Here is a 14,954-nt window from a genome sequence, read left to right as displayed (position 1 = left end):
GGGTCGTCGCGATGCGTTCCAGCATGGAGCACGCAGCGTAGTTTTCGGCCCGCCGAGGTCCGGTCCGGGACGTGGGAGCCGGCGGGATCGCCGGTCCGGCCGGGACCGGATGGGATCATCGCCGGGCCGGCACCTCGACGGCCCGGCAGGGCAGGATCGGGGCGGGACGGATCGGACCAGAGCCCACTTTGCCGCCCAATCCACCGGCGGGACACCGCCCTCTCCCCGGAGCGCCCCGGCCCACCGGCCGCACCCCGCCGACCGGTGGCAATCACCGGCCGGCGCTCCGGCGTCATCCTCCGGACACCCACCCGTCACCACCACCCGTCATCACTGAGCGTGTTCACACGAATTGCCTCTGTTGCATCGGCGGACGTCAGCCTATGCTCGCCCCTTGGGTACGACGCAACCCCCGATCAATAGGCGTCGGAGGCCGACGGAGACAACAGGTTCCGGATTCGTAAAAGATCCGTACAGGTAAATGCAGCGGCAGTGAGACGAGCCCGGTGGCGCACATCCGGGCGCACTTCCGCCTGCCCGGAGCAGCGCGGTTCCGGCGGCTCCGGGTCGCCACCGAGGAGGGCGAGGCGTTGCGCACACGGCATTCCCGCCGATGGACGATCTGCCTGCTCAGCCTGGCGATGCTGGGCGGCACCAGTGGCTGCGGCACCCAGCGGGACACGGCGGTGACGCCGCTGCCCCGCCACCACACCAGCCCTTCCGCCCATTCGGACGCCGACCAGCAAGCCGCCGGAAAAGCCGCCCTCACCGCCTATTCCGGCTATCTGGACGCGTCCCGGGAGGCGAGCGCGCGCAGCGATCCACGGCACCCCGCGCTGGCCAGGTTCCTCGCCGATCCGCTGCTGACCCGGGTGCGGCTGGCAATTCGTGACGCGAAGGAGCACGGCGCGATGCGTACCGGAAAGCTCGTCTCGGATCCCACCGTGACCTCGGTCGACCTGGCCGCCGACCCGCCCACCGTGGAGATCCAGGACTGCCTCGACGCGACCGGCTACCGGCTGGTGTACGCCCGGGACCATCGGGTGGTCCCGGGGACGGGTGGCGGTCGCTATCTGGCGACGGCGACCGCCACCCGGTACCCCGACGGCCGGTGGCTGATCAGCACCGGCGCCGCGCACGAGGACCAGCCGTGCTGACCCCGGGCCGCGCCGGGACGCCGCGCCGGCTCCTCGTGGCGGCCGGCCTCGCCCTGCTGGTGGCCCTCTCCGGCGTCCCCGCCTCGGCGGCCCGCCCCGGTGACCCGGGAGCGGAGTGCCCGCCCGGCCAGAACGACTGCTCGGTCTGGGACGACGACCCGGGCGTGCCGGGCGACCCGGGCGGGGGCGGCGGGAACACCGGCGGCGGAGGCAACACCGGCGGTGGTGGCGGGGCCGCCAAGTGCCAGTGGAACGGCCGGGTCATCCCCTGCTACGACGACGTCCTGGGCTGGTTCAACACCGGCGACGGCTGCTACTACAAGCTCGCCGAACCGCAGCCGACCGCCCCCGAGGGCAAGCAGTGGTACCTGCAGACCTGCAACGGCGGCGACCTCGGCGCGCAGACCGTGGTGCTGCGGGACGGCCCGCCGCCCGGCTACGGCGCCCCGCCCGACCCGGAAGAGCTGGCCCGTCGGGCGCTCGCCTCGATCAGCCTGCTGCCGCCCCGGATCGCGGTCGCGCCCCGGCGGAGCAAGGGGCCGGGTCTGGTCGGCCTGCCGGTCTGGATGTGGGCCAGCAAGGGCCCCAACTACTTCGGGCCGCTGACCAAGTCGGCCTCCGACCGGGGGCTCACGGTCACCATCACCGCGAAGGTCGACTCGATCGTCTGGGACATGGGCGACGGCCAAGAGGTCACCTGCCACGGCCCCGGCACCCCGTACGACGCGAAGGGCGGCCTGGCCGGCCGGCCCTCGCCCGACTGCGGCTACGACGGCGGCTACCAGCGGGCCGACACGTACCGGGTCCGGGCCACCACGCACTGGTCGGTGCACTGGGAGACCGGCGACGGCTCGCCCAGCGGTGAACTCCCCCAGATCCGGACCAGCAACACCATCCCCATCCAGATCCAGGAACTCCAGGTGGTCGCCCGATGAGCATCGCAACCCGGAACGGCACCCCGGTCGACGCGCCGGTCGCGCCGCCCAAGGTGGTCCGGCAGCGGCGGGTACGCCCCGGTCTGCTCGGCCTGGCCGTGCTGCTGATCGCCCTCGGTGGGCTGGGTGCGGCGTTCGCGGTCACCTCCGTCCGGGCCACCGGCAGCTATCTCGCGGTGGCCCGCCCGGTCGAGGTCGGCAGCCAGCTCAGCGCCGACGACCTGGTCGCCGTGCAGGTCTCCGGCGGTCAGGGGCTGGCCCCCGTGCCGGCCGCCCGGATCAAGGAGGTGGTCGGACTGCGCGCCGCCGTGTCGCTGACCCCCGGCACGCTGCTCACCGCCGGACAGCTCACCGACGCCCCGCTGCTCGGCCCCGGCCAGCAGCAGATCGCCCTCGGCCTGGACACCAGCAAGGTGCCCGCCCGTCGGTTGCACCCCGGCGACAAGCTCCTGCTGGTCAGCACCCCCGATGACAACGCGCAGGGTTCCGCGCGCGCCGGTGGCACCCGGTTCGAGGCGACCGTGATCGACACCGCCACCCCGCAGAACGACGACGTGGTGGTCTACCTGGCGCTGGCCGTCCGGGACGTACCGGCGGTCGTGGTGCTGGCCGCCGACGACCGGATCGCGGTCGTGCTCACCCGGGCGGCCTGATGGCGATCATCGCGCTGGTCTCGGCGAAGGGCTCACCGGGCGTCACCACGTCCGCGCTGGCCGCCGCGCTGAGCTGGCACCGGCGGCTGGTGCTGGCCGAGTGCGACCCGGCCGGCGGGTCCGTCCTCGCCGGCTATCTGGGCGGGGCGCTGGACGGTCCGCGCGGCATCGGTGAACTCGCCGTCGGCGAACTGCGCGACGGCAACCTGGAGAGTGCCTTCTGGTCGCAGCTGGTCGACCTGGACGCGCCGAAACGGGAACGGCTGCTGCTGCCCGGCGTGGTGGACCCCGCCCAGGCCGGCAGCGTCACCCCGCTCTGGCAGCGCTTCGCCGACTTCTTCACCGGGCTGGAGAAGGGCGTCCCCCCGTACGACGTGCTGGTCGACTGCGGGCGGCTCCAGGTGGCCGGTCCACCGTGGCCGGTGCTCCGGGCCGCCGCCGTGGTACTGCTGGTCACCCGGGCGAAACTGCCCGACCTGTCGGCCACCCGGGCGACGATCCGGGCCATCGAACGGGACTTCACCGAGCACCGGGTGCCGCCGGGCACGCTGCGGCTGCTGGTGGTCGGGGACGGCCATGGCAACGCTGAGATCAGCAAGGCGCTGCGGCTCCCGGTGATCGCCCGGCTGCCGGAGGACCCGCGTACCGCCGAGGTGCTCAGCCTGGGCGGCACGGTGCGGGCCGGACGGCCGCTGATGCGCGCGGCCGGTGCCCTGGAGGTGCCGGTCCGGGCGCTGCTGGAGCGGCGGCTGGCCCGGCTGGCCTGGCCGGTCCCGCAGAGCACGCCGCAGCTGCGGGCCGGCAGCACGCCGGGGGTGTCCGGTGCGGTTTGAACCGGTCTCCCACGACCCGCGCGGCCAGCAGCCGGGAGCCACCTCCACGGTGCCGCCGATCCTCGCGGCACCGCCGAACGGTCGCCACCACCACGCCGCGCCCCCGGCCGCCCTCCCCCCGCCGCCGCCCCTCGCCCCGCCGCGCCCCCGGGTGGACTTCGCGGTGGTCCGGGAACTGCGCCGGGAACTGAGCGAACGGCTCACCCTCTGGCAGCGCGGCCGGGAGTTCGACGCGGACGCCGAGGAGGTGGAGCGGGCCCGGCTCGCGGTCGCGGTGGTGTCCGCGTACGCGGACTCGGTGCGCCGGGCCGGCACGCCGATGCCCGCCGACGCCGAGCGGATCCTGCTCGACCAGGTCACCGCCGAACTGGTCGGTCTCGGTCGACTCCAGACGCTGCTGGTCGACGACACCATCGAGGAGGTGCACATCCTCGGCTGCGACCAGGTACGCATCACCCGGCACGGCGGCGGCGTCGACTGGGTCGAACCGATCGCCGACAGCGACGACGAACTGGTGGAGATCCTCCAGGCGGCGGCCCGTCGGGCCGGGGCGACCGAGCGGTCCCTCTCGACCTCCAAGCCGACACTGGACCTGCAACTGCCCGACGGCAGCCGGCTCGCCGCGGTCTTCCTGGTCAGCCACCGCCCGTACGCGGTGATCCGCAAGCACAACACGCTCGACGTGAGCCTGGAGGACATCGCCGGCACCCGGGCCGACCTGGACGAGATGATCGACCCGCTGCTGCGCGACTTCCTCCGCGCGTCCATGCGGGCCGGGCTGAACATCATGGTCGCCGGGCTGGCCGGCGCCGGGAAGACCACGGTCATCCGGGCGCTGATGAACGAGATCCCGGCCGACGAGCCGTACGTGCTGCTGGAGGAGAGCCGGGAACTGCTGCCGGCGCGGCGCGGGCAGAAGCACCGGGCGGTGATGAGCTTCGAGTCCCGGGAGGGGCACGGCGAACGCGGCATGGACGGGCGACCGGCCGGTGAGGTGAGCATCGCCGACCTGATCCCGGTCTCGCTGCGGATGGGCGTCCTGCGGATCATCGTCGGCGAGGTGCGGTCCCGGGAGATCGTGCCGATGCTCCAGGCGATGACCACCAGCCGCGGGTCGATGTGCACCATCCACGCGCGTACCCCGAGCGGGGTGGGTGAGCGGATCATCGAGCTGGCGCTGGCCCACGGCCGGGAGATGACCGTCGAGCAGGCCCGCCGGATGGCCGGCAACGCGCTGGACCTGATCGTCTACGTCACCGTCGAGGACGAGACCGCGATCGGGGGTCGCAAGCACCGGTTCGTCTCCCATGTGGAGGAGGTGATCGGGGTCGGTGACGGCAACCGGATCACCACCACCACCGTCTTCGGGCCGGGCCCGGACGGCCGGGCGGTGCCCCGGCACCTGCCGGAGCGGATCCGCGAGCAACTGCTCCGGGTCGGCTACGACGCCCGGCTGCTGACCCGCTTCATCGAGGCCGGCACCGGCGCCTGGCGCCGCCCGCGCCACACCCGCCTGGCGAGGCGCTGACATGACGACGCTCGAACTGATCGCGCTGGTGTCGGGGGCGGCGTGCGTGGCCGGGCTGGTGCTGGCCGTGGTCGCGCTGGTCGGCACCCGCCGGCCGCCGGGCCCGACCCCGGGCGCCGGCTCGGGTGGCGTACGCCGGTTGTGGACCGGTTCCGGGGCGAGCCGCCGGGAGCAGCGCAACCACCAGGTGCTGCTCGGCGGCGCGGTGGTGGCCGGCGCGCTGGCCTTCCTGCTGACCGGGCTGCCGGTGGTGGGGCTGCTGGTGGCCCTGGCGGTCCCCGGCGTGCCGTGGCTGTTCGCGGTGGGCCGGGCCGAGCAGCGGGCCATCGCCCGGATCGAGGCGGTCGGCGAGTGGACCCGCCGGCTCAAGGACATCTCCAACACCGGCCAGGGCCTCCAGCAGGCCATCATCGGCACCATCGCCACCGCGCCGGAGGAGATCCAGGAGGAGGTACGCACCCTGGCCGCCCGCCTCCAGGCCGGCTGGCTGGCCCGCGCCGCCCTGCTCGCCTTCGCCGACGAGATCGGCGACCCGGTCTGCGACCAGGTGGTGGCGGCGCTGATCCTGCACCTGACCGACCGGGGTGAGCGCCTCGGTGACGTGCTCGGCTCGATCGCCTCCGCCGCGTCCGCCGAGGTGGCCACCCGGCGGGAGATCGAGGCGAAGCGCACCCAGCCCCGGTTCGCGGTCCGCTTCCTCACCGGGATGACCCTGGCCACCCTGGCGTACGGGCTGGTCAACCGCGAGTACGTGCAGCCGTACGGGACCGCGTTCGGGCAGTTGGTGATGGCGATCCTCGGGGCGGCGTTCATCGGGCTGCTGGTCTGGGTGCGGTCGATGAGCCAGCCGCCCCGGCCGGCCCGCTTCCTGCCCGCCCCCGACCCGGAGGAGGCGATCGCGTGATTCTGAACTGGCAGCTGGCCATCGCCGTGGTGGGTGGCGGGATCGTCGGGCTCGGGCTCTTCCTGGTGGTCCGGGAGGCGCTGCCGGCCACCCCGGCGCTCGGCCCGGCGCTGCGCCGGCTGCACCAGCCACCCGGTCAGGCCCCGGTGGCCGGTGCCGGGCCGGACTGGCTGGGCGGGTTCTCCCGCTGGCTGCGCCCGCCGCACCGGCAGCTCGCCCTGATCGACCAGACCCCCGAGCAGTACGCCCTGTCGGTGCTGCTCTCCGCGCTGGTCGGGCTGGCCCTGCCGACCGTGCTGTCGGCCGTGCTCTTCCTCGGCGGGGTGTCGCTGCCGGTGGTCGTACCCGTGCTGGGGAGCCTGGGGATGGCGCTGGTCGCCGGCCTGCTCGCGCACCGCACGGTGCTGGCCAAGGCGGACGCGGCGCGGGACGAGTTCCGGCAGGCGGTCTGCACCTACCTGGACCTGGTGGCGTTGCAGCTCTCCGCCGCGCATGGCCCGGTGCAGTCGCTGGAGCGGGCGGCGGCGGTCTGCGACGGCTGGGTCTTCGACCGGATCCGCGAGTCGCTGCGGATCGCCCAGTTGCAGATGCACTCCCCCTGGGACGAGCTCCAGGAACTGGCCGACCGGATCGGCATCGCGGAGCTCGGCGACGTGGGCGCGATCATGCGCTCCTCCGGCAGCGAGGGGGCGCAGGTGCACGAGACGCTGCGCAGCCGGGCCGACTCGCTGCGCGACCAGATCCGCACCGACAACCTGACCCGCGCCGAGGGGGTGACCAGCAAGTTGGACATCCCCGGCTCGCTGCTGGTCTTCGTCCTGCTCGGCTTCGCCATCTATCCGTTCCTCGCCCGCCTGTGAACCCGTCCATCAGAAGGAGAAGCCATGTTCCTCTACACCTATCTGCACGCCGCGGTGAGCACGCGCCTGGCCGAGTTGCGCCGGGAGAGCGAGCGGGGCGACAGCCCGGTGCCGACCGCCGTGATCATCTTCGGGCTGGTCGCGGTGGCCATGGCGGTCACCGGCTTCGCCCTGGCCAAGGCGAACAACTGGATGAACGCCATCCCGGACAACACGGCACCGAAGGCCCCGTGACGGTGTGTCCCGCGCGCACGGACCGGAGCCGGTCGGCAGCCGCCGACCGGCTCACCGGCCTGCGCGGGGCGGGACGGATCGTCGAGGTCGTCCGGCGGCGGCTCACCGCGGGCGGTACGGAGCGGGGCGCCAACCCGGTGGAGCTGGCGGTGGTGATGCCGCTGATCCTGGTGCTGCTCTTCGCCTCCATCCAGGTGGCCGTCTGGTTCGTCGCGCGCTCCACCGCGCTGAACGCGGCGCAGAGCGGCGTCAACGCGCAGCGGCTGCTCCAGGCGCCGCCCGGCGCCGGCGAGGCGCGGGCCACCCGTTTCCTGCGTACCGCCGGGGACTGGCTGGTCGGCTGGGAGTCGACCTGCACCACCGACGCCCCCGAGCCCACCGAGGTCAGCTGCACGGTGAGCGGGCGTTCCCTGTCGGTCATCCCGGGCGTGAGCTTCCCGGTGCGACAGACCGCGCACGGCACCGCCGAACGCTGGACGACGGGGTGAGCCGCATGGTCGACCGGCGCGACCGGGGTTCCGTCTCGATCGAGGTGGCGGTGCTCGCCCCGGCCTTCATCGCGCTGATGGTGCTGGCCGGCGTGGCGGGGCGGACCGCGGTCGCCGACGAGGCGGTGGAGTCCGCCGCACACGACGCCGCCCGCGCCGCCTCGATCGCCCGGGACGCCCGCCACGGCCGGGACGCCGCCGTCGAGGCCGCTCAACGGCAGCTCGACTGGCGAGGGCTGAACTGCGTCGGCACGCCGCGGCTGACGTTCAGTGGCTCCGTCGGGACGAAGAAGACCACCTTCGAGAGGGCCTACCGGACTGCGGCGGGGGTGCCGGCCACCGTGACCGTGTCGGTGAGCTGCACCGTCTCCTTCGCGGACCTGCGCGCCCCCGGGCTGCCCGGGGTACCCGGCGGGAAGGGCGTCTCCGCCACCTTCACCTCGCCGCTCGACACGTACCGGAGCCGGCGGTGAGCGGGCGGGCGGGCCGGGAGAGCGGCCGGGTCAGCCTCTTCCTCGCCGTGGCGATGATCGGCGTACTCGCGATCGTCGGGCTGGCCTATGACGGCGCCGGGCAGCTGCGCTCGTTGCAGCGCGCGGACGACCTGGCCGCCGAGGCGGCCCGCAGCGGCGGCCAGATGATCGACCGGGCCCGGGCCATCGAGGGCGGGCCCAAGGAGATCGACGAACCGAGCGCCCGCACCGCCGTCGCCGACTACCTGACCGCCGCGGGCGACGTCGGCGGCCACGACGTCAGCTTCCCGGTGGTCGACGGGGAGAAACAGATCCGGGTACGCGTCCGCATCACCTACCGCCGGGACCTGCTCGGCCTCTTCGGCTTCGACAACACCGTCACCGTCACCGGTGAGGCCACCGCCCGCGCACTCACCGGGGCACCGTAGGAAGGGAAGGCAGCCATGGCCGCACCGCAGCGTTCCGCCGTACGGCGGACCGGCCAGGTCCTCACCGGGCTCGGCGCTCTCGTCGTGCTCTGCGGGGTGCTGGCCGGCGCACCGATCGCGCTCCTCGCCTTCGCCGGCAACCCGCTCCCCGACCACCTGCCCACGCTCGCCGAGGTCGGCACCGCCCTGACCAGCCGCGACGACGGGCAGCTCTTCCTGCGGGCGCTGGCCGTGGTCGGCTGGTTCGGCTGGGCGACGTTCGCCTTCTCCGTGGTGGTGGAGCTGGTGGCGCAGGTGCTGCGCCGGCCCGCGCCGAAGCTGCCCGGGATGGGCCGGCAGCAGCGGGCTGCGGCGGCACTGGTCGGCTCGGTCGCCCTGATCCTGGCGGCCAGCCCGGCCGCCGCGAGCGCCGCCACGCTGGCCGCCCCCACGCCCGCCGTCGCCATGGCCGCGCCGACGTCGGCCGGCACGCTGAACCCCTCGACGTCGGCCGTCACGCTGGCCGTCTCGAACCCGGTGGCCGGGTCCGGCGTCGGCGCGTCGGTACGGTCCGCCCCGGTCGCCACCCCGGAGGCCGCGCCGCCGCTCTACCGGGTGGCGAAGGGCGACTACCTGGGCGAGGTGGCCGAACGGTACCTGGACGACTTCGACCGGTACGGCGAGGTGGCCCGGCTCAACCGGCTCGCCGACCCGAACCGGATCCGCCCCGGTCAGTTGCTGAAACTGCCGGAGAGCGCGTCCGACGCGGGGCCCGCGCGCACGCCGCCGGCCGGCTGGTGGTGCGGCCGTCGCGGCCGGCCCCGCACCGCGTACGCCCAGCCAGGCCGGGCCGAGCGCGGTGCCCAATGGTCCGGGGCGGCGCCGCACGGTCCGGGCGCCCAGCCGGGTGACGCCGGCGGGGCGGGGGCCACCGGTCAGGCACCGAAGGGCAAGCCGTCGCCGGGACCGGGGTGACCCGTACCGTCGCGCCGCCGGCCGACGAGCCGGCGGGCCGGGCGCCGTCGATGGCGGCCGGCGCGTCCCGGGCCACCGTGGACGACGGGATCAACCGGCCGCTGGCGATCTCCGCGGTGCTGGCGGTGGCGAGCATGGTCGGCGCCCAGATCGGTGCCGTGCTCGGCCTGCGCCGCCGACCGGTGGTGCGGGCCGCCGGGCGGGCGCTGGCCATCGGCCGGCACCGCAAGGACTGACCCGGCCGGCCTCGTCCCGGGCAGGGCCACCACCCGGGACGAGGCCGGACCACGAGCCGGGCCGGGGCAAGCCGGGCCGGGCCGGTCAAGGCCAGGTCGGGGCCGAGCGGAGTCGGGCGGGGTCGGGCGGGGGTCAGGGCAGGCGGGTCTGCAGGACGCCGTCGACCACGCGGGTCGGCAGGATCTGCTGGTCGTTCGCGGACGGCCCGTGCACCACCTCGCCGCCGTTGAGCCGGAACGCGCTGCCGTGCCACGGGCAGACCACGCAGGCGTGACCGTCGATCTCCTGCACCTCGCCCTCGCCGAGCGGGCCGCTCTGGTGCGGGCAGCGCTCCAGCATCACGGTGACGTCGTCGCCGTGCCGGTAGAGGATCACCGACACGTCGTCCACCTCGCGGGTGACGAGCTGCCGTTGCGGCAGGTTGGCCAGGTCGGCCAACGAGTGCCAGCCGTCGCTCATCCGGTGCAGCTCGGAGACGCTCTGATTGACCTGCGCACCCTGCTTGTACGCCAGGTGCCCACCCAGGTACGCCCCGGCGCTCGCCGCCGAGAGGCCCAGGTAGGCCAGCGTGCGCCCCAGCCCGTGCCGGCCGTTCAACCGGGCGGCCAGCGAGCCGGCGTAGAGCGCCAACCCGACGCTGTTCGCGGCGGCGTGCACCAGGCCGATCCGACGCTGGTCGCGCGAGAGGGCCGCCCAGTCGTTGAGCCCGGCCACGGCGGCCGGTACGGCGCTGACCGTGCCGAGCCCGACCAGGACGGTGGCGGCCCGCCGCTGGCCCGGCAGCAGGTCGACGACAGCGGCGGAGATCCAGGCGCCGACCGGCACCTGCACCATCGCCGGGTGCAGCGGGTGCCCCAGCCAGACGCCGTGCAGCGCGTCGCGTACCCGCTGCGGGCGGAGCGTGGCCTGGACGGCGCGCTGCAACCGGTCACCGACCCGGTCCAGCGCCGATGCCTGTTCGAGTTTCGTCAGGAGTTCTCGCACCGGTTCAGACTTCCCGACCCGGGCGGTCGCAAACCGGGCGGCAACCCCGAATCACCCGTCCGGTACCCGACCCGCCCGCCACCGAACGCCGGCGGGACCGGCCCCGGACGGACGGGGCCGGGACGCAAAAGACGGGTGTGGTCAGGTGGGCCAGTGGTCGGTGTGGACGGCGGCAGCGAGGGGGCGGCCGGTACGCCAGCCGTGGCGGACCAGGTCGGGTACGGCCTCCAGGTGGGTGACCGGGCCGAGGCAGAGCCAGGCGACGGGCCGGATGCCGGCGGGAATGTCGAGCAGATCGGCCAGGAACGGCTCCCGGTAGAACGAGACCCAGCCGACGCCGAGCCCTTCCGCGGTCGCCGCCAGCCAGAGGTTCTGGATGGCGAGGCAGACCGAGTAAAGCCCGGCGTCGGCGATGGCGTGCCGGCCCAGCACCGCCGGCCCGCCCCGCGCGGCGTCGTACGTGACGACGACCGACAGCGTCGACTCCAGCACCCCGTCGATCTTGATCTGGGCGAACCGGGCCGCCGCCGCGTCGTCCAGGGTGGCGGCGAAGGTGTCCCGCTCGGTCTGGACGTGCTGGTGGAAGCGGTGCCGGGTGTCCGGGTCGCGGACCAGGACGAAGTCCCACGGCTGGGTGTTGCCGACGCTCGGTGCGGCGTGCGCGGCGCGCAGGACCCGGTCGAGGGCGTCGTCCGGCACCGGTGCTCCGGTGAACTCGGCGCGCACGTCCCGACGGCGGTGGATGACGTCGTACAGATCCAAGGCAGGCTCCCGCTGCGCTCGGCCCGGCCCCCGGGGGGGGGTGGGCGACTGACGCGAGGCCGGTCTTCGGACTCCCGGATCGACGCCTGGCCGTCCGCCTTCCCGGCCGTACGGCCAGTGGCTGCGCGTGTCGCGCGTGGACGGTGGCTCCCCGGTCACCGCGGCGGGCCCGTGCCGGATTTCCACCGGCTTCCCGATTCTCCCCGCTCGCGCGGGGCACCTCGCATGATCGTGCCGCCGCCGATGCTAGCCGCCGCGGCCGGGAAATCGATGGCGGAGGGCGCCGGGCGCCCGCGATCGTGGTCGGGTGTACGCGCATGCCTCTCGTACCCCGTCCGCCGCCCCGGCGGTCCGGTTCGTCGCCGCGCTGGGTCGCCCGGAGGCCGTGCCGCCGCCGCTGCTCATGCTGCTCGGCATGGTCTCCACCCAGGTCGGCGCCGCGGTCGCCAAGCAGCTCTTCACCGCTACCAGCGCCGGGGGTACGACCACCCTGCGGCTCGGCCTCGGCGCGCTGGTCCTGCTGGCCGTCGGCCGCCCGACGCGCTGGCCCGGTTGGCGGGCGGCCGGCCTGATCGGGGCGTTCGGGCTGGCCATGGCGACGATGAACCTCGTCTTCTACGCCGCGCTCCAGCGGGTGCCGCTCGGGGTGGCGGTCACCGTCGGTTTCGCCGGCCCGCTGCTGGTCTCGTTGCTGGGCAGCCGGCGGGTGGTCGACGTGCTGTGGGCGCTGCTGGCCGGCACCGGGGTCCTGCTGCTGGCGGGGCTCGGCGGGGCCGGGCTCGACGCGCTCGGCCTGCTGCTCTGCGCGCTGGTCGCGGCCGGCTGGGCCGGGTACGTGCTGCTGGGCAAGGCGATGAGCGGGCGGGTCCCGGGCAGTCGAGGGCTGGCGCTGGGTATGGCGGCCGGCGCGGTCTGCGTGCTCCCGTTCGGGGTGGCGTCCGGCGGGGCCGAGCTGCTCGATCCACGGATGTTGGCGCTCGGGCTCGGGGTGGCGCTGCTGTCGTCGGTGCTGCCGTACTCGGCGGAGCTGGCCGCGCTGCGCCGGATGCCGGCGCGGGTCTTCGCGGTGCTGCTCAGCCTGGAGCCGGCCGTGGCCGCGCTGGTCGGCGCGCTGCTCCTCGACGAGCTGCTGGCCTGGGCGCAGCTGCTCGGCGTCGCCTGCGTGGTGGGCGCGGCGCTCGGTGCCACCCTGGTCCGTCGCACCTGACCGTCACCCGGTCTGGCGTGCCGGCGCGGTCGACGGGCATGCTGGCCCTCATGGGCGTACGCGTGGCGCACGACGGGCCGGTGACCACGGTGATCCTGGACCGGCCGGCGGCCCGGAACGCCGTCGACGGCCCGACCGCGCGGGCCCTCGCGGACGCGTTCCGCGCCTTCGAGGCCGACCCGGACGCGGCGGTCGCGGTGCTCTGGGGTGCCGGCGGCACGTTCTGCGCGGGCGCCGACCTGAAGGCCATCGGTACGCCGCGTGGCAACCGGGTCGAGCCGGAGGGCGACGGCCCGATGGGGCCGACCCGGATGCGGCTGTCCAAGCCGGTGATCGCCGCGATCTCCGGGTACGCGGTGGCCGGCGGCCTGGAGCTGGCGCTCTGGTGCGACCTGCGGGTCGCCGAGTCCGACGCGACGCTCGGGGTGTTCTGCCGGCGGTGGGGCGTACCGCTGATCGACGGCGGCACCGTGCGGCTGCCCCGGCTGATCGGGGAGAGCCGGGCGATGGACCTGATCCTCACCGGCCGTCCGGTGCCCGCCGCCGAGGCGTACGCGATGGGTCTGGTGAACCGGCTGGTCGCGCCGGGTGAGGCCCGGTCGGCGGCCGAGGAACTGGCCGCCGGGATCGCCCGGCATCCGCAGACCTGCCTGCGCAACGACCGCGCCGCGCTGCTGGCGGGCGCCGGCCGGCCCGAGCCGGAGGCGCTCGCCACCGAGCTGGCCTACGGCGTGGAGTCGCTGGCCACGGACGCGGCGGCCGGCGCCGCCCGCTTCACGGCGGGCGCCGGCCGCCACGGCACCCCGGCCTAGCTACCTCAGGTTGCGCAGCGCGTCCTCGACGGCCCGGTGGAAGGTCGGATAGGCGTAGATCATGTGCCGGAGCTGGCTGATCGGCACGGCGGCGTGCACCGCCACCGCCAGACCCGACAGCACCTCGCCGCCGGCCGGACCCGCCGACGTGGCACCGATCAGCACGCCCCGGTCGGCGTCGGCGACCAGCTTGATGAAGCCGGCGTTGCCCGCCTTGTGGATCCAGCCGCGCGAGGACGAGGTGAGGTCGGTGTAACCGACCTGGACGTTGACGCCGCGGTCCCGGGCCTGCTGCTCGGTGAGACCGACCGCGCCGATCTCGGGGTCGGTGAAGGTGACCCGGGGCAGCGCCCGGTAGTCGGCGACCGGAACGCTGCCCGGCGCGGCGGTGGACCCGCCCGCCGCCTCGCCGACCGCGCCGGCCGGGCCGGCCGCACCGCCGACGGCACTGGCGGTGCCGCTGGCGTCCGGGCCGCCCCGGGCGCGGCGGGTGTGGTCGAGTACGTCGGCGACGACGATGGCCGCCTGGTACATGGCGATGTGGGTGAACGCGCCCTCGCCGGTGAGGTCGCCGACCGCCCAGATCCCGTCGGTGACGTGCATCCGCTCGTCGACCGGCAGGTAGCGCTGTGCGGCGTCGACGTGCACCGTCTCCAGGCCGAGTTCGTCCAGGTGCGCCTTCCGCCCGGTCACCACCAGCAGCCGGTCGCCGGTGAACTCGGCACCGGTGGCGTGCACGGTGAACCGGCTGCCGTCGTGGCTGACCCGCTCGGCCTTCACCCCGGTGGAGATGGTCACCCCGTCGGCGCGCAGCGCGGCGGCGGCCAGCTCGGACGACTCGGGTTCCTCGATCGCGAGCACCCGGTCGGCGGCCTCGACCACGGTGACCCGTACGCCGAACCGGGCGAAGACCTGCGCCAGCTCCAGCCCGATCGCCCCGCCGCCGAGCACCAGCAGCGACCCGGGCAGCTCCTCGACCTCGATCGCCTGGTGGTTGGTCCAGTACGGGGTGTCGGCGAGGCCGTCGATCGGCGGGATCGACGGCCGGGTGCCGGTGCCCAGCACGATGCCGTACCGGGCCTGGAAGACCTGGTCGCCGACGCGTACCCGGCCGGGGCCGTCGAGCCGGCCGCTGCCCCGCACGAACCGGCCGCCCTTGCCGACGAACCGGTCGACCGCCACCTTGTCGTCCCAGGTGTCGGTGGCCTCCTCGCGGATGCGCTTCGCCACCGGCGCCCAGTCGGGCTGGACCTGCGCCGCCCCGGCCAGCTCGTTGACCCGGCGGGCCTCGGCGAGGGCGTTCGCCGCCCGGATCATCATCTTGCTCGGGATGCAGCCCCAGTAGGGGCACTCCCCGCCGGTCAGGTCCCGCTCGATGCCGACGACGGTCAGGCCGGCCTCGGCGAGCCGCCCGGCCACCTCCTCGCCGCCCACGCCGAGCCCGACGACGACCACGTCCACCAGTTCCGGATCTGCCACCCCGCCAGCATTCCGCACCGTCCGGC

Annotated in this window: 16 protein-coding genes, 1 pseudogene and 1 riboswitch; of the genes and pseudogenes, 14 read left to right on the top strand and 3 right to left on the bottom strand. The window is 74.9% G+C overall.

The genetic code is table 11. The features are described 5' to 3' along the window. Positions 1-590: 590 nt before the first annotated feature. From MRQ36_RS14100 to MRQ36_RS14045, 12 genes and pseudogenes are all read left to right on the top strand, one after another. Positions 591-1,157 carry a hypothetical protein gene (locus MRQ36_RS14100; RefSeq protein ID WP_374251126.1) on the top strand — a complete coding sequence of 189 codons (567 nt, stop codon included), beginning with the start codon at positions 591-593 and terminating at the stop codon, positions 1,155-1,157. Continuing rightward, positions 1,151-2,092, top strand: coding sequence for a hypothetical protein (locus MRQ36_RS14095; protein ID WP_374250151.1), 942 nt, complete (start codon positions 1,151-1,153; stop codon positions 2,090-2,092). Before MRQ36_RS14100 ends, MRQ36_RS14095 begins: the two co-directional genes overlap by 7 nt. Beyond that, entirely contained in the window at positions 2,089-2,745 is a 657-nt protein-coding gene (locus MRQ36_RS14090) for an SAF domain-containing protein (protein ID WP_242795843.1), read from the top strand. Before MRQ36_RS14095 ends, MRQ36_RS14090 begins: the two co-directional genes overlap by 4 nt. Next, positions 2,745-3,578 carry a ParA family protein gene (locus tag MRQ36_RS14085; protein ID WP_242795842.1) on the top strand — a complete coding sequence of 278 codons (834 nt, stop codon included), beginning with the start codon at positions 2,745-2,747 and terminating at the stop codon, positions 3,576-3,578. The genes MRQ36_RS14090 and MRQ36_RS14085 overlap by 1 nt, the downstream gene beginning before the upstream one ends. Further along, on the top strand, positions 3,568-5,106 hold the full coding sequence (locus MRQ36_RS14080; protein WP_242795841.1) for a CpaF family protein: 1,539 nt from the start codon (positions 3,568-3,570) through the stop codon (positions 5,104-5,106). The genes MRQ36_RS14085 and MRQ36_RS14080 overlap by 11 nt, the downstream gene beginning before the upstream one ends. 1 nt (position 5,107) lies before the next feature. Then, the gene (locus tag MRQ36_RS14075; RefSeq protein WP_242795840.1) at positions 5,108-6,010 is read left to right on the top strand and encodes a type II secretion system F family protein; all 903 of its coding nucleotides are present in this window, start codon (positions 5,108-5,110) and stop codon (positions 6,008-6,010) included. After that, positions 6,010-6,870, top strand: a complete 861-nt coding sequence (locus MRQ36_RS14070; protein WP_242801100.1) for a type II secretion system F family protein — start codon at positions 6,010-6,012, stop codon at positions 6,868-6,870. Before MRQ36_RS14075 ends, MRQ36_RS14070 begins: the two co-directional genes overlap by 1 nt. Positions 6,871-6,894: 24 nt before the next feature. Continuing rightward, complete coding sequence (locus MRQ36_RS14065) at positions 6,895-7,104, top strand: hypothetical protein (protein ID WP_242795839.1); 210 nt, start codon at positions 6,895-6,897, stop codon at positions 7,102-7,104. A 59-nt stretch (positions 7,105-7,163) separates the two neighbouring features. Continuing rightward, on the top strand, positions 7,164-7,592 hold the full coding sequence (locus MRQ36_RS14060) for a TadE family protein (RefSeq protein ID WP_242801098.1): 429 nt from the start codon (positions 7,164-7,166) through the stop codon (positions 7,590-7,592). Between the two features lie 5 nt (positions 7,593-7,597). Then, positions 7,598-8,065 carry a TadE/TadG family type IV pilus assembly protein gene (locus tag MRQ36_RS14055; RefSeq protein WP_242795838.1) on the top strand — a complete coding sequence of 156 codons (468 nt, stop codon included), beginning with the start codon at positions 7,598-7,600 and terminating at the stop codon, positions 8,063-8,065. Between the two features lie 53 nt (positions 8,066-8,118). Then, positions 8,119-8,493 carry a hypothetical protein gene (locus MRQ36_RS14050; protein ID WP_242801096.1) on the top strand — a complete coding sequence of 125 codons (375 nt, stop codon included), beginning with the start codon at positions 8,119-8,121 and terminating at the stop codon, positions 8,491-8,493. Positions 8,494-8,508: 15 nt separating this feature from the next. After that, positions 8,509-9,683: pseudogene (locus tag MRQ36_RS14045) on the top strand (LysM peptidoglycan-binding domain-containing protein). A gap of 133 nt (positions 9,684-9,816) precedes the next feature. On the opposite strand, the gene MRQ36_RS14035 reads toward MRQ36_RS14045, so the two are convergent. Next, the gene (locus MRQ36_RS14035) at positions 9,817-10,668 is read right to left on the bottom strand and encodes a Rieske 2Fe-2S domain-containing protein (protein ID WP_242795835.1); all 852 of its coding nucleotides are present in this window, start codon (positions 10,666-10,668) and stop codon (positions 9,817-9,819) included. 141 nt (positions 10,669-10,809) lie between these two features. After that, positions 10,810-11,430 carry a 5,6-dimethylbenzimidazole synthase gene (gene bluB / locus MRQ36_RS14030; RefSeq protein ID WP_242795833.1) on the bottom strand — a complete coding sequence of 207 codons (621 nt, stop codon included), beginning with the start codon at positions 11,428-11,430 and terminating at the stop codon, positions 10,810-10,812. Between the two features lie 39 nt (positions 11,431-11,469). Further along, positions 11,470-11,669, bottom strand: a riboswitch (cobalamin riboswitch). 68 nt (positions 11,670-11,737) lie between these two features. On the opposite strand from bluB, the gene MRQ36_RS14025 reads away from it, so the two are divergent. Both MRQ36_RS14025 and MRQ36_RS14020 read left to right on the top strand, forming a co-directional pair. Then, entirely contained in the window at positions 11,738-12,637 is a 900-nt protein-coding gene (locus tag MRQ36_RS14025) for a DMT family transporter (protein ID WP_242795831.1), read from the top strand. 50 nt (positions 12,638-12,687) lie between these two features. Next, positions 12,688-13,449, top strand: coding sequence for a crotonase/enoyl-CoA hydratase family protein (locus MRQ36_RS14020; RefSeq protein WP_242795829.1), 762 nt, complete (start codon positions 12,688-12,690; stop codon positions 13,447-13,449). On the opposite strand, the gene MRQ36_RS14015 is transcribed toward MRQ36_RS14020, so the two are convergent. Then, entirely contained in the window at positions 13,450-14,928 is a 1,479-nt protein-coding gene (locus MRQ36_RS14015) for an FAD-dependent oxidoreductase (protein WP_242795827.1), read from the bottom strand. Between the last annotated feature and the right edge of the window lie 26 nt (positions 14,929-14,954).

It is taken from the genome of Micromonospora sp. R77, assembly GCF_022747945.1.
GTDB lineage: Bacteria > Actinomycetota > Actinomycetes > Mycobacteriales > Micromonosporaceae > Micromonospora.
The sequence above is the reverse complement of the archived record's forward strand: the minus strand, read 5'-3'. Positions and strand labels throughout refer to the sequence as shown.